This window comes from Shinella sp. SUS2, from assembly GCF_001262505.1.
Classification (GTDB): Bacteria; Pseudomonadota; Alphaproteobacteria; order Rhizobiales; family Rhizobiaceae; genus Shinella.
In genome coordinates, this window is record NZ_KQ410744.1 from 36,745 (window position 1) to 57,568 (window position 20,824).

The 20,824-nt window shown below is 64.6% G+C and carries 21 protein-coding genes; 16 read left to right on the top strand and 5 right to left on the bottom strand.

Annotation, left to right across the window (positions count from 1 at the left end):
• Position 1 precedes the first annotated feature (1 nt).
• The 7 genes from AKG11_RS27480 to hisN are packed head-to-tail and all read left to right on the top strand — an operon-like array spanning position 2 to position 7,387.
• Positions 2 to 919: an ABC transporter permease gene (locus tag AKG11_RS27480; protein ID WP_023516186.1), complete on the top strand. Its 918-nt coding sequence runs from the start codon at positions 2 to 4 to the stop codon at positions 917 to 919.
• Positions 919 to 2,742, top strand: coding sequence for a dipeptide ABC transporter ATP-binding protein (locus AKG11_RS27485; RefSeq protein ID WP_024270333.1), 1,824 nt, complete (start codon positions 919 to 921; stop codon positions 2,740 to 2,742). The genes AKG11_RS27480 and AKG11_RS27485 overlap by 1 nt, the downstream gene beginning before the upstream one ends.
• Positions 2,732 to 3,490, top strand: coding sequence for a DeoR/GlpR family DNA-binding transcription regulator (locus AKG11_RS27490; protein WP_023517020.1), 759 nt, complete (start codon positions 2,732 to 2,734; stop codon positions 3,488 to 3,490). The genes AKG11_RS27485 and AKG11_RS27490 overlap by 11 nt, the downstream gene beginning before the upstream one ends.
• Entirely contained in the window at positions 3,483 to 4,751 is a 1,269-nt protein-coding gene (locus AKG11_RS27495; protein ID WP_023517019.1) for a Zn-dependent hydrolase, read from the top strand. Before AKG11_RS27490 ends, AKG11_RS27495 begins: the two co-directional genes overlap by 8 nt.
• Positions 4,738 to 5,649, top strand: coding sequence for a phosphotransferase (locus AKG11_RS27500; RefSeq protein ID WP_050746208.1), 912 nt, complete (start codon positions 4,738 to 4,740; stop codon positions 5,647 to 5,649). The genes AKG11_RS27495 and AKG11_RS27500 overlap by 14 nt, the downstream gene beginning before the upstream one ends.
• 12 nt (positions 5,650 to 5,661) lie before the next feature.
• A complete protein-coding gene (locus AKG11_RS27505; protein ID WP_023517017.1) occupies positions 5,662 to 6,600 on the top strand; it encodes an LPS biosynthesis choline kinase in 939 nt (312 codons plus the stop codon).
• A 13-nt stretch (positions 6,601 to 6,613) separates the two neighbouring features.
• The gene (gene hisN / locus AKG11_RS27510; protein ID WP_050746209.1) at positions 6,614 to 7,387 is read left to right on the top strand and encodes a histidinol-phosphatase; all 774 of its coding nucleotides are present in this window, start codon (positions 6,614 to 6,616) and stop codon (positions 7,385 to 7,387) included.
• 472 nt (positions 7,388 to 7,859) lie between these two features.
• Here hisN and AKG11_RS27515 read toward each other — a convergent pair whose 3' ends face one another.
• On the bottom strand, positions 7,860 to 9,329 hold the full coding sequence (locus AKG11_RS27515; protein WP_050746210.1) for a MocR-like pyridoxine biosynthesis transcription factor PdxR: 1,470 nt from the start codon (positions 9,327 to 9,329) through the stop codon (positions 7,860 to 7,862).
• A 223-nt stretch (positions 9,330 to 9,552) separates the two neighbouring features.
• Between AKG11_RS27515 and AKG11_RS27520 the strand changes: the two genes are divergently transcribed.
• The 6 genes from AKG11_RS27520 (at position 9,553) to AKG11_RS27545 (ending at position 15,319) form a co-directional block, all read left to right on the top strand.
• Positions 9,553 to 10,671: an ABC transporter substrate-binding protein gene (locus AKG11_RS27520; protein WP_024270336.1), complete on the top strand. Its 1,119-nt coding sequence runs from the start codon at positions 9,553 to 9,555 to the stop codon at positions 10,669 to 10,671.
• A gap of 64 nt (positions 10,672 to 10,735) precedes the next feature.
• Positions 10,736 to 11,620, top strand: coding sequence for an ABC transporter permease (locus AKG11_RS27525; protein WP_024270337.1), 885 nt, complete (start codon positions 10,736 to 10,738; stop codon positions 11,618 to 11,620).
• On the top strand, positions 11,617 to 12,405 hold the full coding sequence (locus AKG11_RS27530; RefSeq protein ID WP_023512874.1) for an ABC transporter permease: 789 nt from the start codon (positions 11,617 to 11,619) through the stop codon (positions 12,403 to 12,405). The genes AKG11_RS27525 and AKG11_RS27530 overlap by 4 nt, the downstream gene beginning before the upstream one ends.
• Positions 12,406 to 12,407: 2 nt before the next feature.
• The gene (locus AKG11_RS27535) at positions 12,408 to 13,466 is read left to right on the top strand and encodes an ABC transporter ATP-binding protein (protein WP_023512873.1); all 1,059 of its coding nucleotides are present in this window, start codon (positions 12,408 to 12,410) and stop codon (positions 13,464 to 13,466) included.
• A gap of 99 nt (positions 13,467 to 13,565) precedes the next feature.
• A complete protein-coding gene (locus AKG11_RS27540) occupies positions 13,566 to 14,537 on the top strand; it encodes a TIM barrel protein (RefSeq protein ID WP_050746211.1) in 972 nt (323 codons plus the stop codon).
• The gene (locus tag AKG11_RS27545; protein ID WP_050746212.1) at positions 14,534 to 15,319 is read left to right on the top strand and encodes an inositol monophosphatase family protein; all 786 of its coding nucleotides are present in this window, start codon (positions 14,534 to 14,536) and stop codon (positions 15,317 to 15,319) included. Before AKG11_RS27540 ends, AKG11_RS27545 begins: the two co-directional genes overlap by 4 nt.
• 171 nt (positions 15,320 to 15,490) lie before the next feature.
• Here the strand turns inward: AKG11_RS27545 and cueR are convergent, their stop codons facing one another.
• Together cueR and AKG11_RS27555 are read right to left on the bottom strand one after the other, a co-directional pair.
• On the bottom strand, positions 15,491 to 15,940 hold the full coding sequence (gene cueR / locus AKG11_RS27550) for a Cu(I)-responsive transcriptional regulator (protein ID WP_050746213.1): 450 nt from the start codon (positions 15,938 to 15,940) through the stop codon (positions 15,491 to 15,493).
• Positions 15,941 to 16,001: 61 nt separating this feature from the next.
• Positions 16,002 to 18,497 carry a heavy metal translocating P-type ATPase gene (locus AKG11_RS27555; protein WP_082342700.1) on the bottom strand — a complete coding sequence of 832 codons (2,496 nt, stop codon included), beginning with the start codon at positions 18,495 to 18,497 and terminating at the stop codon, positions 16,002 to 16,004.
• 160 nt (positions 18,498 to 18,657) lie between these two features.
• On the opposite strand from AKG11_RS27555, the gene AKG11_RS27560 reads away from it, so the two are divergent.
• Together AKG11_RS27560 and AKG11_RS27565 are read left to right on the top strand one after the other, a co-directional pair.
• Complete coding sequence (locus AKG11_RS27560; protein WP_050746215.1) at positions 18,658 to 18,852, top strand: heavy-metal-associated domain-containing protein; 195 nt, start codon at positions 18,658 to 18,660, stop codon at positions 18,850 to 18,852.
• A gap of 14 nt (positions 18,853 to 18,866) precedes the next feature.
• Positions 18,867 to 19,259 (top strand): CopM family metallochaperone, encoded by a 393-nt coding sequence (locus AKG11_RS27565; protein WP_024270339.1) that lies wholly within the window; start codon positions 18,867 to 18,869, stop codon positions 19,257 to 19,259.
• A 58-nt stretch (positions 19,260 to 19,317) separates the two neighbouring features.
• Here AKG11_RS27565 and AKG11_RS27570 read toward each other — a convergent pair whose 3' ends face one another.
• A complete protein-coding gene (locus AKG11_RS27570; protein WP_050746216.1) occupies positions 19,318 to 20,349 on the bottom strand; it encodes a 2Fe-2S iron-sulfur cluster-binding protein in 1,032 nt (343 codons plus the stop codon).
• The gene (locus tag AKG11_RS33835; RefSeq protein ID WP_082342705.1) at positions 20,346 to 20,546 is read right to left on the bottom strand and encodes a glutaredoxin family protein; all 201 of its coding nucleotides are present in this window, start codon (positions 20,544 to 20,546) and stop codon (positions 20,346 to 20,348) included. The genes AKG11_RS27570 and AKG11_RS33835 overlap by 4 nt, the downstream gene beginning before the upstream one ends.
• Here AKG11_RS33835 and AKG11_RS35190 point away from each other — a divergent pair.
• The gene (locus AKG11_RS35190; protein ID WP_197284023.1) at positions 20,530 to 20,751 is read left to right on the top strand and encodes a hypothetical protein; all 222 of its coding nucleotides are present in this window, start codon (positions 20,530 to 20,532) and stop codon (positions 20,749 to 20,751) included. The two genes, AKG11_RS33835 and AKG11_RS35190, sit on opposite strands and share 17 nt — an antisense overlap.
• Positions 20,752 to 20,824 lie beyond the last annotated feature (73 nt).

The following is a 20,824-nucleotide window of genomic DNA, read 5'->3' on the forward strand; positions in this document are numbered from 1 at the left end:
CGTGACCGATATCGTCCAGCAAAGCGCTGCCCCGCGTCCCGTCGCCAAACGCGGCGCCACACCCACCCGCCGCATGCTGCAGATCGCCGCCGCGCGCACGGATTTCCGCATCGGCCTTATCGGCTTCGGCCTGCTGATTGGCCTTGCCATCCTGCTGCCGCTGGTGAGCCCGATCGATCCGGTGAAAATCGCGTATGGTTCCAAGCTGCTGCCGCCGTTCCCGGCAGAGGGCTGGCAATGGCCCTATGTGCTCGGCACGGACCAGCTCGGCCGCGACGTGCTGATGCGCTGTCTCGTCGGCCTGCGTTACTCGCTGCTCATCGGCGTCACCACCGTTGTCCTGATGTTCGTCGTCGGGTGCAGCCTCGGCCTTTACGCCGGCTTTCGCGGCGGCTGGGCGGATGCGATCATCATGCGCCTCACCGATGCGCAGCTCTCGATCCCCATGATCATCCTCGCCATCACCATTTTGGGCGTCTCCCGCCCTACGGTGCCGGCGATCATCCTCGTGCTCGGCCTTTCCGGCTGGCCGCTCTATGCCCGCGTCGCCCGCTCAGTGGCGCTCGGCGAGCGCAACCGCGGCTACGTGCTCGGCGAACGGGTGCTCGGCGCCTCGGATCTCAGGATCATGCTGCTCTTCGTCGCGCCCGTCGTGCTGCCGCCGATCGCCTTCGTCGCGGTGCTCGATATCGCCCGCATGATGATCTTCGAATCCATCCTCGGCTTCCTCGGCCTCGGCGTGCAGCCGCCGACGCCGACCTTCGGCAATGTCATCGCCGACGCGCGAAAATACCTGCTGAACGCCTGGTGGATCGCCACCATGCCGGGGCTCTTCATGCTGGTCTCGCTCACCTGCCTCAACCTGATGGGCTCCGCCCTGGAGCGTGCCCGCAACGCGGTTCTGCGAGGAGAGGCCTGATGACCGACTCCATTCTCGCCGTCTCCCATCTCAGCGTCGATCTCCAGCGCGAAGGCCGCAACCGGCGCATCGTCGACGATGTCAGCTTTTCGCTGGACCCGGGCGAGGTGCTCGGCCTCGTTGGCGAGGCGGGCTCCGGCAAGTCGGTGCTCGCCCGGGCGCTGGTGCGGGCGGTCGCCCCTCCGCTGGAGATTGCCGCCGGCACGGTCGTCTTCGAGGGCAAGGATATCCTCGCCCTTCCGCCGCGCAGCCTTTCGGCCATCCGCGGCAACCGCATCGGCTTCATCGGCGCCAATCCGATGGGCTCGCTCGATCCGCGCCTGCCGATCGGCCAGCAGATCGTCGAAAAGCTGCGTTCCGTGCGGCCCGGGACCGGCCGGGCGGAGGCGCGCGAAAAGGTGCTCGACCTCTTCGGCCGCGTGCGCATCCCCTCGCCGGGGGCGCGGTTCCACGAAGCGCCGTTCCAGTTCTCCGGCGGCATGATGCAGCGCGTCATGATCGTCGATGCGCTGATCTCCGATCCCGCGCTCGTCATCGCCGACAACATCACCCAGCCGCTCGACGTGACCGTCGCCGCGCAGATCATCCGCCTGATCGACGGCCTGCGGCAAAACCTCGACACCGCCTTCCTCTTCATCTCCTCTTCGCTGCCTGTCGTGGCGCAGATCGCCGAGCGCACGCTGGTCATGCAGCGCGGCCGCATCGTCGAGGAGGGGCGCACGGCGGAGCTGGCCGCGAGCCCCCGGCAATCCTACACGCGCACCCTCATCTCGCGCATTCCGCCGATCTGGAAGGATGTGGCGGCGCCGGCCGCGCGGCAGGGCGAGGCGGTGCTGACGGTCGACAACGTCATGCGCACCTATCTCGTGCGCCGGCGCGGCTCGTTCAACGCCTATAACGAGGTGAAGGCGGTGCGCGACGTCTCCTTCACCGTGAAGGCCGGCGAGAACTTTGGCATCGTCGGCGAAAGCGGCTGCGGCAAATCCACCCTGACGCGGCTTCTCGCCTGGCTGGAACAGCCGGACAGCGGCCGCATCGCCTTCCTGGGCAAGGACCTTTCGCATCTCTCCGCCCGCTCGCTGACGGAGATGCGGCGCTCCTTCCAGCTCCTGTTGCAGGACCCCTATGGCTCGCTGCCATCGGGCATGCCGCTCCAGCGCATGATCGAGGAGCCGCTGCTGATCCACGGCGTCGGCCGGGTGGAGGCGGCGCGGCGGGCACAGGAGGCGATGGCCGAGGTGGGGCTCGACCTCGAGCTTGCCGAGCGGCTGCCGGTCGGCCTCAGCGCCGGCCAGCGCCAGCGCATCAACATCGCCCGCGCGCTGGTCTTGAAGCCGCGCCTCCTCATCCTCGACGAGACGCTCTCGGCGCTCGACCAGGTGGAGCAGGCCGAGCTTCTCGACCTCTTCAACCGGCTCCAGGCGAGCCACGGATTTTCCTATGTGTTCATCTCGCACGACCTCGCGCTCGTACGCCGGATGTGCCACCGTATCGCCGTCATGTATCTCGGGCGCATCGTGGAATTGGCTGACAATACGACCCTCTTCGAACACCCGCACCACCCCTATACGCGGGCGCTCCTGAGCGCCATGCCGACGCTGGAGCACAACCGTTTCCCGCGTCCCCGCTACCTGCTCGACGGCGAGCCGCCGAGCCCCATCGACCTGCCGCTCGGCTGTTCGTTCCGCTCGCGCTGCCCGCGCGCGCAAAACGACTGCCAGAAAACCGATCCGCCGCTGCTCGCGCTTGCTGGCGAAAACTACGCCGCCTGCCTGCACCGGCACGAGGCGCTGCATGAGGAGGAAACCGTGCATGTCGAGTGAGATCCGCAAGGAAGTCATCCTGGAGCGCCTGGACCGCGACCAGCGCGTCAGCGTGCTCGAGCTTTCGGCGGAATTTGGCGTTTCCGGTGAAACCATCCGGCGCGACCTGAAGGATCTGGAGGCCGAGGGCGCCGTGCGGCGGGTGCATGGCGGCGCCATTCCCGCGGGCCGCACCGCCGATACGCCGATCACCGAGCGGATCAAGCTCAACGCCCTCGAAAAGGACGAGGTGGCGGGTCTGGCGCGCAGCCTCATCAACGACGATTGCGTCATCTTCCTCGACACGGGCACGACGACGTTGGCGCTCGCCCGCCGCCTCGTCGGCTTCAAGAAGCTCCGGCTCTACACCAATTCGCTGCGCATCGCGCAGGCGGCCTGCGAGCATTTTGGCGTGCATGTGCAGATGACGCCGGGCAGCATGCGCCCGGTGGAGCAGGATCTCGTCGGCTACGACACCATCTCCTACATCCAGCAGTTCCATTTCGACATGGTCTTCATGGGCGCCGGCGCCATCAATGCGGATTACGGTTTCATGGATTACGAGGAGGACGAGGCGCGCATCCGCCAGGTGCTGCTGAAGCAAACCTCGCACAGCGTCATGCTGTCGGACCATTCGAAGTTCGGCAAGGTCGGCAACGTCATCACCGCCCCCTTCGCCCGTGTCCAAACGCTCGTCACCGACCGACGCCCGCCGGACACGATTGCCCGCGCTTTGGAGGCGGAAGAGCTGGAGGTCATCCATGGATAGCGCCGCGCAAAAAACCGCCGCCAGCCTGACGGCGATCTTCGATCACATATCCGCCGTCGGTGCACGCGCGGGTGAAGGCGTGACGCGGCTTGCGGCGAGCGCCGAGGATGGCGCGGCCCGCGCGATCTTTGCCGACTGGATGGCCCGCGGCGGCGCGCGCCTGGCGCAGGATGCGGTGGGCAACCAGTTTGCCTGTTTCGACTGGGCGGGCGAAAACGCCGCGTGGATTTTTGCCGGCTCGCACCTCGACACGCAGCCGCGCGGTGGCCGCTTCGACGGCACGCTCGGCGTGCTCGCTGCCGGTAGCGCAGCACTTGATCTCCATACCGAAGTGCAGGCCGACCGTTTCCGCCCGCGCCACAACCTCGCCGTCGTCAACTGGACGAACGAGGAGGGCGCGCGCTACCAGCCGAGCCTCACCGGCAGCGGCGTCTTCTCCGGTGCTCTGCCGCTGCGTGAAGCGCTTGCCCTCACAGATGGTGTCGGCATCACGCTCAGCGATGCGCTCGCCGCGATCGGCATCGACGGCGAAACGGGAGGCGTTCCGCCCCGTCCAAAAGCCTATGTCGAACTGCATGTCGAACAGGGCCGCATCCTGACGGCGGCCGGCCGCCGCATCGGTGTTATCGAGGGCACCTGGGCCGCCCGCAAGATGACGGTCCGCTGGATCGGCCGCGCCGCCCATACCGGCCCGACGCCGATGGCGGACCGGCGCGATGCGCTTCTCGCCGCCGCGCAGGGCATTGCCGCCTTCGAAGCGCTCATCGCCGCAAGCCATCCCCATCTCCACCGTTCCGCCGCGCGCCTCGTCATCGAGCCGAACTCGCCGAACGTGGTGGTGGAGCGCGCCACCGTCTGGTTCGAGTTGCGCGGTCTCGATGTCGCCGAACTTGATAGGGCCGGGCAGGCGGCCCTCGCGGCCTTCGAAAAGGCCGCGGCCGAGACGGGCACACGGCTGGAAATCATTGCCGATACGCTGCGGGAACCGGCCGGCATGGACATCGGGCTGATGGCGATCACCCGGGAGGCGGCGCGCGCCTGCGGTTTCGAGCCGCTGACCCTGCGTTCGGTGGCGGGGCACGACGCCGTGGCGCTGCAAAACAGCGGCGTTCCGTCCGCTCTGATCTTCGTTCCAAGCGTCGACGGTATCGCGCACCATCCGGAAGAGTTGACCCATCCTGAGGATGTCGAGGCCGGCCTCGCTGTGCTGACCGCCGTCCTGCGCCGCCTTGCCGAGGGGGATTTTCATGCTGAACGATGAGGCGCTCGCCGCTGCCGGCCTTTCCGGCGCAACGTTTTCCCCGCCGATCGGCGGCGTCGTCTCGCCCATTCACCGGGCGGTCGAGAATATCTGCACCTTTGCCACGGCGCCGGGCCGGCCGCCGGTCTTCGTCAAGCACCGGCACGCGGACATGGCCGATTTCATCGCGCTGGAGCATGTTGCGGAGGCGAGCCGCAAAGCTGGCGACCTCGGCATCGCGCCCCGGCTGCTGCAGGCCGATCCCGCTCGCGGCGTTCTCGTCTTCGAGGCGCTCGGCGAGGAATGGGCCTGGGGGCATATGGATGTGCTGCGCCGTCCCGCGGTTCTCGAAAACCTGCTCGCCGCAAAACGTGCCTTTCAGAAGGCAGCGCCGCTTGAGGAGACGCGCAGCGTTTTCGATCTCGTCGCCGCCTATCGAGAACTGGCAGGCGGTGTCATCCTGCCCGCGCCGGTCCGCACCGTCTTGGCGGCGGTCGAGCGTGTCGCCGCCGCGATCGCCGCTGCCGGTGTCGATACCGTGCCCTGCCATGCCGACGGCGTGTCGTCGAATGTCATGGTGGGGCCTGGAAATACCATCCGGCTGGTCGATTTCGAATGGGCGCGCCAGGCCGATCCCGCGCACGATCTTGGCACCGTGCTCGCCGAACTGCTGCCCTTCGACGGCGAGGCGCTGCTGGCGATCGAGATCGCGACCGGAAGGCCGGATGCGCAGGTGCTCGCCCGCGCCCGCCTCTATGGCGCGGCGGATGACCTGATGTGGGCGCTCTGGGGTTTCATCAGCGCCGCTCGCTCGCCGCGGAAACAGGTGGAGTTCTTCAAATATGCCGAATGGCGGCTTTTGCGGGCGCGCACCGTGATCGAGGGACCGCGCTTCGAAACATGGCTGAAACAGGTTTGACGGGGGGAGCCGATGCGGCGCAGCTTGGGTGAAGGCACATCGTCGGCGGAACGGGCGATCGAAACGGCGATCCTCGCCGTCGCGGACTGGCGGGACCGGACGGTTTCCTACGAGCCGGTGCCGGGCGGCATCAGCAATCCGAACTGGCAGGTGTTTGTCAGCGGCGCACCGCACAGTTTCTTCGTCAAGATTCCCGGCGAAGGCACGGAAATGTTCATCGACCGCCGGACGGCGAACGAGGCGGGCCGCAAGGCGCATGCCGCCGGCGTCGGCGCGCGCATCATCGATTTCTTTCCGGAAACCGGCGTCGAGGTCAGCGAATTCGTCGAGGGGCTGCGCACCTCCACCAATGCCGATTTCCTCGATCCGGTCGTGCGCTCGAATGGCCTTCGTGCGCTGAAGGCCTTCAACGACAGCGCGCCGCTCGCCCAGCGCAAGACGACCTTCGACATGATTGACGAGCATTTCGAGCAGGCCCTTGCGCTCGGCGGCGAATTCCCCGGCGATTTCGGCTGGCTCAATGCGCGCTATCGCGAGGCGCGGCAGGCTTTGGAGGCTTCCGGCCTCGATCTTGCCCCTTGCATGAACGACACGCTCGCCGGCAACTTTTTGCTGCATGCCGACCAGCGCGTCCTGCTGGTCGATTTCGAATATGCCTCGACCAACGACCGGGCCGCCGAACTGGCCCTGTGGTTCGGCGAAATGTGTTTTTCGCCCGAGGTGGAGGCGGAGATGATCGAGGCCTATTACGGTCGCCTCGATCCGGCGCTTTTCGCGCGGGTCTCGCTGTTCAAGGCGCTGGTCGATCTCAAGTGGTCGACCTGGGCCATGGTGCAGAACCGGATCTCCCGCCTCGATTTCGATTTCTTCAAATACGGTTCCTGGAAGCATATGCGGGCGCGTTTCGTGATGAGCGATCCACGCTGGCCGGAATGGCTGAAGGCCGTCTGAGGAAGGGGACACGATGATTTCCGCCGATTTCATGCACCGGATCGCCGCGGTCGCCGCGCGGGAAACCCTGCCGCGCTTCCGCCAGCCGGGCCTCGTCGCCAACAAGCTGGCGGGCGGTTTCGACCCCGTGACGGAGGCTGACCGCGAAACGGAAAAGGCGATCCGCGCGCTGATCCGTGCCGAATTTCCGGACCACGGCATTCTCGGCGAGGAATTTGGCGCGGAGGGTGCGGACAACCGGCATGTCTGGGTGATCGATCCGATCGACGGGACGCGCTCCTTCATTTCCGGCATCCCGCTCTGGGGCACGCTTGTCGGCCTGACGGACCATGGCGACGCCATCGCCGGCGTGATGGTGCAACCCTTCATCGGCGAACTGTTTTACGCCACTGGGCAAGGCGCGCACTATGAGGGACCGCACGGCAAGGCCCGGCTTTCCACGCGTGCTACCAAAAGCCTCGCTGAGGCGACGCTCTGCACCACCACGCCCGCGATCTTCGAACCTCGGCAGAGGGCCGCCTTCGAACGGCTGGAACGGCAGGTCTGCCTGTCGCGCTACGGCACGGATTGTTATGCCTATTGCATGCTCGCCGTCGGAGGGATCGACCTTGTGGTGGAGGCGGGCCTGCAACCCTACGACATCGTCGCCCTCATCCCGATCATCGAGCAGGCCGGTGGCGTGGTGAGCGATTGGACGGGTGGACCGGCAGAAAAGGGTGGCGCCATCATCGCCGCCGCCTCGGCCGGGCTGCACGCTGCAGGGCTGGATATCCTGAACTCGGCATAAGTTCCCCTGCAGAGTGATCCTTCCTCTGTGGTTTGACCGGTGCCTCTGGCACCGGTTCTTTTTTGCAAGAAGAGCGGGCCTCCAACTCCGGTGAGGGATCTGATAGCGCAAGGCGAGCCTCGTGGTGCATCCTGATATCGCGGGGACACGCGTGTCGCCTGACACGCTGGAGGCCATTCGAAGGGTACGATCTTGTGTCGCTCGTCGAGAGCAATACGGGAGCAGGCACGCTTTGCTGCGACCTCCTTGCGAAGGATAACCCATTGACGATATTCGCAAGTCTCACTTCATGTCCGATCTCTCATGCCCCCTTTCAGCGCGTGGTGCGCCTCGCCTTTGCAAGGTGGAGCTGTCCGGGGTTCGATGCGGCCGAAGACAACGTATAGTGGGCCGGCAATAGCGGCCGAAGACGATATGCCCTCCACCTTTGCTTCTTCGACGTCATAGTACTCGCTCGTAGCATCGCACGGTATCACGGCCGGGACAGGGCCTCAGCAAGAACGTGGGAATAGGTTTTCATCCGTTCCGCCGGCACGTTGGCGTAGCCAAGGATCAGGGCGCCGGGGCGCGTGGTCGCGATAGTGTAGTCTGAAAGCGGGTAGCATTGCAGGCCGGCCTCCAGTACGGCGCGCTGCGCGGCCCGGTCTTCGCGCCCGTTCGCGAGCCAAACCAGAGCATTCAGTCCGCTGTCGGAACAATCGATAGCGGCAAGCCCGGCAAGGGCTGTTCGTCCGGCATCGAAAAACGCGTTGCGGCGCTCGGCATAGAGGCTGCGCATACGGCGCAGGTGGCTCGCGAAATGGCCGCCACCGATGAACTCTGCGAGAGCGAGCTGTGTCTCGACAGGCACGCTGCGATGGATCAGGCCCGAAAGATTGCGGAAGGTTCCAACCAGCGCCGGCGGCAAGACGAGATAGCCGACACGGATACCGGGATAGAGCGCCTTGCTGAAACTGCCCGCGTAGATCACCCTTCCGTGGCTGTCTATGGAGCGCATCGAAGGCAGCGGTGCGCCATCGTAGCGGAACTCGCTGTCGTAATCGTCTTCGATGATCCAGGCTTCGTTTGCCCGTGCCCATTCAAGAAGAGCGAGGCGGCGGGGCAGGGAAAGCGTAACGCCGAGCGGGTGATGGCGCGAGGGCATGACGAAGGCGAGCCGTGCGTCGGGATAACGCACCATGGCGTCCGCGACATCCATGCCGTCGGCATCGACATCGGCAAGGCAGAGGTTGAGGCCAAGTGTGCGCAACAGGTTTGAGGTGATGACGGGGCCGGGGTCTTCGAACCAGATACCGTCGCCGGGATCGGCCAATGCCAGTACGGCGAGCGTGAAGGCGGCGTGCCCGCCGGGCGTGATGACGATCTGCTCCGGGTCACATGGATCGCGCCGGTGCAAGGCGAGATACTCAGCGATCCGCTGACGCAGGACCAGTTCTCCCGCGACATCGCCATAGCCCATGCCCGCCCTGCCGCCGCGGACAACCGTATTCCAGCATTTACGCCAGATGGCGAAAGGAAACCGGTCGAGCGCCGGCTGGTTGGGCAGGAACGGTTTTGGTTCAACGCGGCCGATCTCTGCTGAAACCCCGCGCGACAGGACGCCGATCCGCGACAGCCTCGGCGGTACATCGTCCCCGGTCTCGGCAAACCGCGCTTTCGCCGGTCGGTGCGGCAGGGCGGCTGAGACAAAGGTGCCGGCCCCTTGTCGCGCCTCCAGATATCCCTCGGCCTTCAGGTTCTCCAGCACCCGCACGAGGGTCTGACGCGACAGGCCAAGCTCCTCGGCAAGGATGCGGCTTGCCGGCAGGCGCGTGCCGGCACGCAGGTGCCCCTGCAGGATGGCCGTGCGCAGCTGGTCCTGTACCTGCCGGAATTTCGGCAGGGCGATGCCCGTGTCCAGACGAAGGAAGGGCAGGAGCGGACCTTCGAGCTGCTTGGCCAAGGCTAGCCTCCAAATTGGTACAGTTGAATGCACAATAATGGACGTTTGATTGTTATCCAATTGTTACATGCTCTGCCTACACGAAACGCACCGATGCAGCCCCGAAGGACGCAGACAGAGTGCGGGGGAACCGGAATGCCCGGACCGTGATCGCGGCCGGATGCAGATGCCCACCGGCAGCCAATGCTCACCAGCCGTCGCAGACGGCAAACAGGAGGACTCCATGACGACGCGCCTATCCCATGCCGCCCGCTCGGCTTTCGTTTCCACGCTTGCCATTGCCGCCGCGCTGCCGGGCCTTGCCCGTGCAGAGGCGCCGCAGGATCTTATCGATGCTGCCACGAAGGAAGGCATGTTGACGGTCATTGCCCTACCGCACGACTGGTGCAACTACGGCGAGGTTATTGAAGGCTTCAAGGCGAAATATCCCGGTATCACCGTCAACGAACTGAACCCCGATGCCGGCACGGCCGACGAGCTGGAGGCGATCCGTTCCAACAAGGGCAATACGGGCTCGCAGGCGCCGGATGTCGTCGATCTCGGCCTTGCCTTTGCGCCCGCCGCTACGAAGGAAGGCCTGCTGCAGCCCTACAAGGTGGCGACCTGGGAGGAGATCCCCGACAACATCAAGGATGCGGATGGGTATTGGTATGGCGACTACTACGGCGTCATGGCCTTCGGCATCAACAAGGACCTGATCCAGACCCCGCCGGCTGACTGGGCCGACCTCACCAAGCCGGAATATTCCGGCTCCGTCGCCCTCACCGGCGACCCACGCTCCTCGGCGCAGGCGATCCTGGCGCTGATGTCGGCGGGCATTTCGCGCGGTGCGCAGCCGGGCGCCGATTCCGGAGCCAAAGGTCTGGAACTCTTCGCGGAGCTGAACAAGGCCGGCAATTTCGTGCCGGTTCTCGGCAAGGCCGGCACCATCGCCCAGGGCCAGACGCCGATCATCGCCGCCTGGGACTACAACCTGCTCTCCTGGCGGGACGCGCTGAACGGCAATCCGCCGATGGATGTCATCGTGCCGGCCACCGGTGTGGTCGCCGGTGTCTACGTACAGGCGATCTCGGCCTATGCACCGCATCCGAATGCGGCAAAGCTCTGGATGGAATATCTTTATTCCGACGAGGGCCAGACCGGTTGGCTGAAAGGCTATTGCCACCCGGCACGCTTCAACGCCATGCTGAAGGCCGGAAAATTCCCGCAGGACCTGCTCGACAAGCTGCCGCCGGCAGAAGCCTATGAAAAGGCGATCTTCCCGACCGTCGAGGCGCTCGATGCCAACAAGAGCGCCATTGTCGAAGGCTGGGACAAGGTGGTCGGCGCCAACGTGAAGTAAGTCCGTGCCTGTCCGAAGGCTTCCCGCAGAGCCTTCGGACCCACTGTTCCCAGGAAACAATCCGATGACGACAAGCGCCGCTTCTCTGCCGGCGGCCTTGCGGCCGCGGCAGCTTCTCAACTGGCTCGGGGTTGCCCCGTTCTTCCTCTTCGCCACGCTGTTCCTGATCCTGCCGACGCTCAACATCGTCATCGGCGCCTTCCGCAATCCTGAAGGGCACGTGACGCTGGACAATCTCGGCAAGCTCCTGTCGCCTTCCATCCGGTCAGCCTTCTGGATCTCCATCGAACTCAGCCTGCTGACGGCGGCGCTGGGTTGCCTTTTCGGCTTCCTTGTTGCCGCTGCCATCACGCTCGGTGACCTGCCGCGCTGGCTTCGCAACGGCATTCTCACCTTTTCGGGCGTCGCTTCGAACTTCGCCGGCGTGCCGCTTGCCTTCGCCTTCATCGCCACGCTCGGCCGCCTCGGTTTCGTGACGATGCTGCTGCGCAACTGGTTCGGCATCAATCTCTACGGCTCCGGCTTCAACATCGTTTCGTTCCTCGGGCTGGCACTGACGTATCTCTATTTCCAGATCCCACTGATGGTGCTGATCATCACGCCCGCGCTGGAGGGCCTGCGCCGCGAATGGCGCGAGGCGGCCGAAAGCCTCGGGGCGACCGGTGCGCAGTACTGGCGGATGGTGGCGCTGCCGGTGCTGTGGCCGTCGCTGCTCGGCACGCTCGCGCTGCTCTTCGCCAATGCCTTCGGTGCGGTCGCCACCGCCATCGCGCTCACCGGTTCCTCGTTGTCCATCGCGCCCATCGTGCTCTTTGCGCAGATCCGTGGCGACGTGCTCAACGATCCGCATCTCGGCTATGCCATTGCCTTCGGGATGATCCTGCTCACCGCGATCGCCAACGGCATCTACATCCTCTTGCGCATGCGTGCCGAACGGTGGGTCAAATGACGGGAAAACGCTTCTGGTCTTTGATTGCCGTTGTACTTGGCGGCGTCTATTTCCTGCTGCCGCTCGCCGGCATGGTCGATTTCTCGATGCGCATGAAGCGCGGCGAATACAGCTTGGAAGCCTATCGGATCGTGCTTTCCGACCCACAGTTCCAGCAGACCTTCCTCTATTCGGTCGTGCTGGCCCTGCTGACCATCGTGCTCGGCATTCTGCTGGTTGTGCCAACGGCCTATTTCGTACGGCTCAGGCTTCCCGGCCTTCGGCCCGTCATCGAGTTCATCACGCTCCTGCCGCTGGTCATTCCGCCCATCGTCATCGTCTTTGGCTACATCCGCATCTACAACACCTCCTCGATCCTGCCGTTGACGGGAACTTGGTGGGGCACCAACCTGCTGTTGCTCTTCGGCTATGCGACGCTGGCGCTGCCCTACATGTACCGCTCGGTCGACACGGGCCTACGCACCATCGACATCGCCAGCCTCACCGAGGCGGCGCAGTCGCTCGGATCCGGCTGGGCGCGCATCCTTGCCGTCGTCATCCTGCCGAACGTTTTCGTCTCGGTGCTGTCGGGCGCCTTCCTGACCTTCGCGATCGTCATCGGCGAATACGTCTTCGCGGCGCTGCTGAACGTCAGCACCTTCGGCCCCTACATGGTCTGGATGGGCGGCAACCGGGCCTACGAGCCTTCCGCGCTCGCCGTCGTCGCCTTCGCCATCACCTGGGCCTGTATGGGGCTGATCCAACTCGTTACCCGCTTTTCCAAATTTTCCACCGCGAGGCGCTGACCATGGCCTTTCTCGACATTCACCACCTGAAAAAGTCTTTCGGCGCACTGCACGTCGTGAAAGACTTCACCCTCGGCATCGAAAAGGGCGAATTCGTCTCCTTCCTCGGCCCTTCCGGCTGCGGCAAGACGACGGTGCTGCGCATGGTCGCCGGCTTCGAGACGCCGACATCGGGCGCAATCCGCATCGACGGGCGCGACATTACGGGCCTTCCGGCCAACCGGCGCAAGATCGGCATGGTCTTCCAGGCCTATGCCCTCTTTCCCAACCTGACCGTTGCCGACAATATCGGCTTCGGCCTCAAGGTGGCGGGAGAAGACAAGGCGGCGACCGCACGGCGCGTCGGCGAAATGCTGGAGTTGATCGGATTGCCGCGGCTCGGCGACCGCTACCCCTACCAACTCTCCGGTGGCCAGCAGCAACGCGTGGCGCTTGCCCGTGCGCTGGCACCGAGCCCGCAGGTGCTGCTGCTCGACGAGCCGCTCTCGGCGCTTGATGCAAAGATCCGTGTCAGCCTGCGAGAAGAAATCCGCCGTATCCAGCAGGATCTCGGCATCACCACCATCTTCGTCACGCATGACCAGGAGGAAGCGCTCTCCATATCCGACCGCATCGTCGTCATGCATCAGGGCATTGCCGATCAGGTCGGCACGCCTTTCGACATCTACAGCCGCCCGACGACGCGGTTCGTGGCGGAGTTCGTCGGCACGCTCAATCTCGTCGATGCCGATGTGGTCGAGGCTGCGAGCGGCAGGGTGCGCATTGGCGACGTGCCCGTCGTGCTGAACCGGTCGTTGTCCGCCCGTAACGGTGAGCGCATCCGTCTGGCGCTGCGGCCGGAGACAGTGGCGCTCGGGCACGCCGAGGGACACGGTATCTTGCTTTCCGGCTGTATTGCCGAGGTGCATTTCCTCGGTTCGGTGATCCGCGTCCGCGTGGACGTCGGGGGCCAGCTGGTCTCCCTTGATATGTTCAACCAGCCGGACCGGCCGCCGCCGGCCGTGGGTGCGCTCGTTAAGGTCAGCATCTCGGATCGCGATCTTCTGGTGCTGGCGGCCTGAGGTATGGAGCACAACGATCCTTGCGGAGGGAACGTCATCGTGACGGAAATGCCATGGGGCGACGAAACACGTCCGGACTGGCGGAAAAAGGTGGCCGCGATGCCATCGGCATGTCGCGCCCGGCTTGCCGTGCGGGCGCGCTCTGCTCCGCTCTTTGCCCATGCCTATGCCTTTCACCTCAACATGCGCTTCGGCGGCATGACGCCGCTGCACCTTGCGGACTTTGCCGCGGCGCATCGCCTTCCTGGTCTCAAGCTGCATGTCGATGATGGGGAACAGGCCAGCCTCGCCCGCATGGATGACGACGCGCTCGCCGCCTTCGCCAGGCACCTGAAGGCCCGCGCGCTGGAACTCCATGTCGAGACCAGCACGACAGAGGAGAGCGGCCTTGCCGATGCTGTGCGTATCGCGCTTGCCACGGGTGCGACTTCCCTGCGCTGCTATCCGCGCTACGAGGGACGGGTGTCGCAGATCATTGCCTGGACGATTGCCGATCTCCGGCGTCTCGCGGCGTTCGATCCGGCAAGCCGGCTGCGTTATACGCTGGAGCAGCATGAGGATCTGAAATCGGAAGAACTCGTCCAAATCATTGGCGCTGTCGCCAATCCGCGCCTCAGCCTGCTCTTCGATTTCGGCAACATGATCAATGCCTTCGAGCTGCCGATGGCGGCGCTCGCAATCCAGGCGCCAGAGATCACCGAGGTTCATGTCAAGGATTGCCTGGTCAAGCCTGACCGCGGTGGCTGGGCGCATCTGGCCTGCGTGTCGGGCGCGGGGCATCTGCCGATGCAGGCGATGTTCGTGGATCTGCTCCTGCTCGGCAAGGACCGCCCGCAGGTCCTCGCCTTCGGCCTGGAGGAGGAGGAGGGGTATTTCGCCCCGGCACTGCGCCGGCCTTCCGATGGGCCGGACCCCTTCATTCCCGCCCGGACGGCGAGCTTCACCGATCTTGGGCCCGGGGATCTTGCGGCGCGTCTCGTCCGCGAGACAGCCGCCGCCCATCGGCAGATAAAGACGATCCGTACCATGCTCGACGATATCGCGCAGGAAGCCGAAAGGACCGAGGGATGAACGCCCAGACCACCTGCCCGCCAGCCTTCCTGGCGCTTGCCCATGCGATGGCGGACGCCGCTGCAGAAGCGATCCGTCCCTGGTTCCGCAGGTGGATCGCCGTCGATGCGAAGGCCGACGCCAGCCCCGTCACCATCGCCGACCGCGATGCGGAAACGGTCATGCGTCGGATGATCGAGGCGGAATGCCCCGAGCACGGCATAAGAGGCGAGGAATTCGGTATCTGCCGGGCCGATGCGGATTGGGTTTGGGTGCTCGACCCGATCGACGGCACGAAATCTTTCCTCTCCGGCTCGTTCGCCTTCGGCACGCAGATTGCACTGCTTCACCGGGGCAAGCCCGTTCTCGGCCTGATCAACCAACCGATCACCGGCGAACGCTGGCTTGGTGTGGACGCCGTGGCCACACTCAACGGCGAGCCGATCCGCACCCTCGACAGAATGCGGCTCGAGGAAGCGATCCTCTACACGTCTGCCCCCGAGCAGTTCGGTTGTGCGGGTCGCGAGCGTTTCGAAGCCCTTGCGGCAAGGGTCCGCTTCAGTCGCTTTTCGCATGATTGTTACGCCGCCGGCCTCCTGGCCCTCGGCGGGATCGACCTTCTCGTCGAAAGCAACGTCTTCGACTATGACATCCTTCCGCAGCTGCCCATCATAGAGGCGGCGGGCGGGGTCGTGACCGATTGGGAGGGGCGGCCACTTGCCGACGCGTCTCGATACAGCACTGTGTTGATGGCGGCCAATGAGGAAATCCACCGGGCGGCATTGGATATCCTGTCTCGATAGTGATCACAGGATTTGGCATCCGGCGGTTACCGAAAGCAATCGTGTCGGGTCGCTCGAATGCTGCGCAGCTGATCGAGCGGTTCGGCAACCACGCTTCATCCGGATGAGAACACTTTGTTCGCATAAGGAGGGCCGCTTCGAGATGGTCTCCGCAAGCGGCCCTTGTCGCCCCTACTGCGTGTTGCGTGCAATGGCGCCCGAACGCCGGCGAACGGAAAAGTCCTCGCCTTCCCGGTCTGTTTCGAGGCGCTGGAGGATCGGGCAGTGCGGGCGGTGGTCGCCGTGGCAGGCGTTGACCAGCACCTTGAGCGTCTGGGCCATGTCCTGCAGGTCCGCGATCTTCTTCTCCAATTCGTCGATATGGCCTTGTGCGAGGCGTTTCACCTCGGCGCTCTGCCGTGTCTCGTCTCGCCACAGGCCGAGAAGATCGCCGATCTCGGCCACCGAGAAACCGAGGTCGCGCGAACGTCGGATGAAGCGCAGCATATGTACGTCATTGTCCGAGTAATCGCGGTAGCCGGAAGCCCGGCGGCCGGCCGCAGGGATGAGGCCGGTCTGCTCGTAGTAGCGGATCATCTTGGCCGAGACACCCGATGCCTTGGAAACCTGTCCAATGTTCATGCATTTTCTCCCGTAAACGACGACGACCGATCCTTCACATGGGACCGGTCGCCGGTTTTCGTCAGCGTGGGGCCGTGAAGGTCTTGAGCCGGAGGGCGTTGCCAAGCACGAAGACGCTCGACAGGGCCATGGCGCCGGCAGCGAAGACAGGCGACAGCAGAATGCCGTAGGCCGGATAGAGCAGGCCGGCGGCAACCGGGATCAGGGCCGTGTTGTAGGCGAAAGCCCAGAACAGGTTCTGCCGGATGTTGCCGATTGTCGCCTTGGAAAGGGCGATGGCGTTCGGCACACCCTGCAGGCTGCCCGACATGAGCACCACGTCGGCCGCCTCGATGGCAATGTCCGTGCCCGTGCCGATGGCAAGGCCGACATCCGCTTCGGCCAGGGCCGGAGCATCGTTGATGCCGTCTCCGACGAAGGCGACCTTCCCATGCGCGGCCTTGAGACGGCGAACCGCGGTGACCTTGCCGTCGGGCAGCACTTCGGCCACGACCTCGTCGATCCCCAGACGCGCCGCGATGGCCTTGGCGGTGCGCGCGTTGTCGCCGGTGATCATCGCGACCTTGAGGCCGAGATCGTGCAGGGCCTTGATGGCAGCGGGTGTCGTCTCCTTGATCGGGTCGGCGACAGCAATGATTGCCGCAAGCCTGCCGTCGATTGCGGCATAGAGTGGCGATTTGCCCTCATTGCCGAGACGTTCGGCAATGCCGGAGAACGCCGCAACATCATGACCGAGCTCGACCATGTACCGGTCGGCGCCGACCTCGACGGGCCTGCCGTCGACCGTGGCCCTCACGCCGAAACCCGTTACGGATTCAAAGCCCGTCATGACGGGGAGAACGATATTTTCCGCCGCAGCTGCATCCACGATCGCACGGGCGATCGGATGCTCCGATTTTGCTTCCACGGCGGCGACCAGTCCGAGAACATCCGCCCGCTCGAATCCGACGGCCAGTTCCAGATCGGTGAGAGCCGGCTTTCCCTCGGTCAGCGTGCCAGTCTTGTCGACGGCGACAACGGTTGCGTCCTTCAGCAACTGAAGCGCCTCGCCCTTGCGGAAAAGCACGCCGAGCTCGGCTCCGCGGCCGGTCCCCACCATGATCGAGGTCGGCGTCGCCAGGCCCATCGCGCAGGGGCAGGCGATGATCAGGACGGCGACGGCATTGACCAGCGCGAAGGTGAGGGCGGGCGACGGGCCGAAATAGAACCACGCGGCGAAGGTGAGGGCGGCGACAGCGAAGACCGCCGGCACGAACCACATGGTCACCTTGTCGACGATCGCCTGGATCGGCAGCTTGGAGCCCTGTGCCTCTTCGACCATGCGGATGATCTGCGAAAGCACCGTGTTGCCGCCAACCGCCGTGGCGCGGATTGCGAAGGCGCCCTTCTGGTTCACGGTTCCCGCCACGACCGGACTGCCGTTCGTCTTGAAAACCGGGATCGGTTCGCCGGTGATCATCGATTCATCGACATAGCTTTCCCCCTCGACGACCTCGCCATCGACTGGCACGCGCTCGCCGGGGCGAACCTCGACGATATCGCCGGATGCGACCGTGTCGATCGGCAGCTCCACCGTCTTGCCGTTCCTGCGCACGCGCGCCATCTTCGCCTGGAGGCCGACAAGGCGCTTGATCGCCTCGGATGTGCGCCCCTTGGCCCGGGCTTCAAGCAGCCTTCCGAGCAGGATCAGGGTCACGATGACCGCGGCCGCCTCGAAATAGACGTTGACCGTTTCTGCCGGCAGGAAGGCCGGGGCGAAGGTCGCGACCAGCGAATAGCCATAGGCGGCAAGCGAGCCGACGGCGACCAGCGAGTTCATGTCGGGCGCAAGGCGCCAGAGGGCAGGCAATCCCTTGTCATAGAAGCGGATACCCGGCACGAACAGCACCAGTGTGGTGAGGACGAACTGGAGATACCAGCTGTTCTGCATGCCGATCGTTGCGGCAATCAGCTCATGGGCGCCCGGTATGAGGTGCGACCCCATTTCCAGGATGAAGACCGGTGCCGTCAGAATTGCCGCGATGGTGAAGTCGCGCGCCAGCTCACGGCGTTCCGCTTCTTTTTTTTCGGCACGGTCCTCCGTTTCGGCCTCGGTTGCCGCCGCGATCAGTTTGGCGTCGTAGCCGGCGTTTTCAATTGCTGCCACGATGGCCGTTGCAGCGGCTGTTCCCTGAACGGTCGCCTTCTCGGTCGCAAGGTTGACGACGGCATTGGTGACGCCGGGAATGGCCTTGATTGCCTTTTCGACCCGCCCCACGCAGGATGCGCAGGTCATGCCCTCGATCGCCACCTCAAGTGATGCTGTGGCCGGCGTGGAGAAGCTCGCCGGAACCGTATAGCCGGCTTTCTCGACTGCGCCGACCAGCCTGGCATGATCGACCGGCAGGCTGGTGGTGACGCTCGCCTTTTCGGTCGCCAGATTGACAACCGCGTCGGCAACCCCGGGGACCGCCTTGAGGGCCTTTTCGACCCGGCCGACGCAGGACGCGCAGGTCATCCCCTCGATCGGTATCGATAGCGTCCCGGACAGATCTGTTGTTCGAACGGGGGCATTCATAGCCGCCTCCTTTCTCGTTCCGAAAATCAGGTTCGGATGGAAGATGGGGCTTCCAGCGATGGGAAGGTCAATAGCAGATTTTTCAGATCGACGCCCTTGACCTTCCTATCGTTGGAAGCCCCACCTTGAGTGGCATGAGACCCAACAAAGGAGATTTCTCATGGAACTCAAGATCGAGAGCATGACCTGCGGCGGTTGCGCCAAATCCGTCACCCGGGCAATCCAGTCCGTCGATCCGAATGCCAGGGTCGAGACCGACCCTGCTGCGCGCAGCGTCAAGATCCAGACGAGTGCAAACCTCGCGACCCTTCAGCAGGTTCTCGAAGAGGCCGGATATCCGGCAACTGCGGGCTGAACAGGAGCAGTATCATGAACAAGCTCACGCCGATCTTCATCGCAGGCGCCCTTGCCATCAGTGCAGGCCTTGCGATCGCCCAGAGCCAGATGAAGACGGGCGATGCCATGCAGGGGCACGATATGTCCGGCATGGAGATGCCGGCCGCGGACAGTCCGTCGACGAAGGCCTATACGATGGCCATGGACGCCATGATGAAGGGTATGATGGCGGACTACACCGGTGATGCCGATGTTGACTTCATGCGCGGCATGATCCCGCACCACCAGGGTGCGATCGATATGGCGAAGGTCGCGCTCGAATACGGCAAGGATCCCGAGGTCCGCAAACTCGCCGAGGAGGTCATCAAGGCCCAGGAAGGCGAAATCGCCATGATGAAGGCATGGCTTGCCGCGCGCGGCAAGTGATCGGAACATCGTCGAACCGCCGTCACGTGTCATGAATGACATGTGACGGCGGTTTATCTCATTTTCCCGGCTGGAGCACCGCGTCCATCTGCGCTTCCGGCGTAAAGAATACGTCGGCATGCATATCTTCGCGGCGCAGTCCGCGGGCAAACGCCACCGCCATTGCGGCATCGACCATCGGCGGCGGGCCTGCGACATAGGTCTTCCAGCCATCAAGGTTGGAAAAGTCCTCGGCGACGGCGCGGGTCACGAAGCCGTGCCGGTATCGTGCCGAATGCGCCTCCGACAGCACGGCTGTGAAGGTAAGATTGCCGTGTCGTCTGACGAGGGCGTCGAGGTGGTCGAGAAGATAAAGGTCGCGCTCGCTTCGTGCACCAAAGTAGACATGAATTGGCTGCTTCATGCCGTGGGCGAGGGCGGTTTCAACGATCGAGTTGACCGGCGCAAGTCCAGAGCCGCCCGCGATGCACAAGATCGGGTTGGAATGATGCTGGCGCAGGTAGGACGAACCCAGCGGGCATTCGAGCGTTACCGGGTCTCCCGGCTTCAGTCTGCTGTGCACATGCTCCGACGTGACGCCGCCCGGAACGCGGCGGATGTGGAATTCGAGGCTGCTCTGTCCGGGACGGTTGGCCATGGAGTAGCTGCGCGAAGGCATGCCGGTGAAGCCGAGCTGTGCGTACTGACCTGCGATGAACGACAGGGAAGAGCCGTCCGCAGGCACGATCCGGACCCGCTTTACATCATGCGTAAGATCATCGAGGCCTGTCACGGTTGCCTGCAGGTGTCGGGAAGGCTCGACGTCATCGCCGCTGCCCAGCCAGGCGACAGCGGCGTCGGCCAGCGGCAGCGCGCGACACGCGAGGATCAGGCCATCGGCCTTCTCTTCGTCGGTGAGCGCAAAACGGGAATGCGGGAGCAGCTCCACCGTTCCCTCGATCAGGCGTGACTTGCAGGAACCGCAGCGGCCGGACTTGCAGCCGTGCGGATAGGAAATGCCGGCGGCGAGTGCGGCACCGAGAATGGTCTGTCCGTCCTCTACGTCAAGACGGGCCCGCGCCTGGCGGATATCGACGGTTCTGGCTGTCATTGGTCGTTCCTCGCTCGCCCGGCACAGGGCGATGCGTCCGGGCAAGGCCCGTCATCCGGGTCGGTACCCTTGGGGCCTGTGAGATCGCGTTCCTCATAGGCAACGCCATTGTGGGAGAGCCAGAGCCTGAGTGCATGGCAGTCCGGACAGTCCGGGGTTGTATAGAGGACGATATGCGGCGTGCTGCTTTCCGTCATGCTCTTGCCTTTCTTCAAACACGGTGTCGTTTCCTCTCTGGCCGGCGACCAGAACGGCGGTCGGGTCGAACAGGATTGCCGTCAGGCTGCGGCTTCCAGCGCTTGTAAGGTCAAGACCGTTCTTGCGCCGGAAAGAACAATTCCGAGTTGGGATCGCCAGGCCGCGTGCGGAACGCCGCAGCGCAGCTGCTTTCGGCTGGGCTGATGTTCGTGTTCCCAGACGGCGTGCGGTGCGGGGCATGGAGCTGGCCACCACGCGCACCATCACGATTGACCAC

Coding starts and splice junctions, on each gene's coding strand:
- AKG11_RS27485 (WP_024270333.1), top strand. CDS start 919: ATGACCGACTCCATTCTCGCCGTCTCCCATCTCAGCGTCGATCTCCAG.
- AKG11_RS27490 (WP_023517020.1), top strand. CDS start 2,732: ATGTCGAGTGAGATCCGCAAGGAAGTCATCCTGGAGCGCCTGGACCGC.
- AKG11_RS27495 (WP_023517019.1), top strand. CDS start 3,483: ATGGATAGCGCCGCGCAAAAAACCGCCGCCAGCCTGACGGCGATCTTC.
- AKG11_RS27500 (WP_050746208.1), top strand. CDS start 4,738: ATGCTGAACGATGAGGCGCTCGCCGCTGCCGGCCTTTCCGGCGCAACG.
- AKG11_RS27505 (WP_023517017.1), top strand. CDS start 5,662: ATGCGGCGCAGCTTGGGTGAAGGCACATCGTCGGCGGAACGGGCGATC.
- hisN (WP_050746209.1), top strand. CDS start 6,614: ATGATTTCCGCCGATTTCATGCACCGGATCGCCGCGGTCGCCGCGCGG.
- AKG11_RS27520 (WP_024270336.1), top strand. CDS start 9,553: ATGACGACGCGCCTATCCCATGCCGCCCGCTCGGCTTTCGTTTCCACG.
- AKG11_RS27525 (WP_024270337.1), top strand. CDS start 10,736: ATGACGACAAGCGCCGCTTCTCTGCCGGCGGCCTTGCGGCCGCGGCAG.
- AKG11_RS27530 (WP_023512874.1), top strand. CDS start 11,617: ATGACGGGAAAACGCTTCTGGTCTTTGATTGCCGTTGTACTTGGCGGC.
- AKG11_RS27535 (WP_023512873.1), top strand. CDS start 12,408: ATGGCCTTTCTCGACATTCACCACCTGAAAAAGTCTTTCGGCGCACTG.
- AKG11_RS27540 (WP_050746211.1), top strand. CDS start 13,566: ATGCCATCGGCATGTCGCGCCCGGCTTGCCGTGCGGGCGCGCTCTGCT.
- AKG11_RS27545 (WP_050746212.1), top strand. CDS start 14,534: ATGAACGCCCAGACCACCTGCCCGCCAGCCTTCCTGGCGCTTGCCCAT.
- cueR (WP_050746213.1), bottom strand. CDS start 15,940: ATGAACATTGGACAGGTTTCCAAGGCATCGGGTGTCTCGGCCAAGATG.
- AKG11_RS27555 (WP_082342700.1), bottom strand. CDS start 18,497: ATGAATGCCCCCGTTCGAACAACAGATCTGTCCGGGACGCTATCGATA.
- AKG11_RS27560 (WP_050746215.1), top strand. CDS start 18,658: ATGGAACTCAAGATCGAGAGCATGACCTGCGGCGGTTGCGCCAAATCC.
- AKG11_RS27565 (WP_024270339.1), top strand. CDS start 18,867: ATGAACAAGCTCACGCCGATCTTCATCGCAGGCGCCCTTGCCATCAGT.
- AKG11_RS27570 (WP_050746216.1), bottom strand. CDS start 20,349: ATGACAGCCAGAACCGTCGATATCCGCCAGGCGCGGGCCCGTCTTGAC.
- AKG11_RS33835 (WP_082342705.1), bottom strand. CDS start 20,546: ATGACGGAAAGCAGCACGCCGCATATCGTCCTCTATACAACCCCGGAC.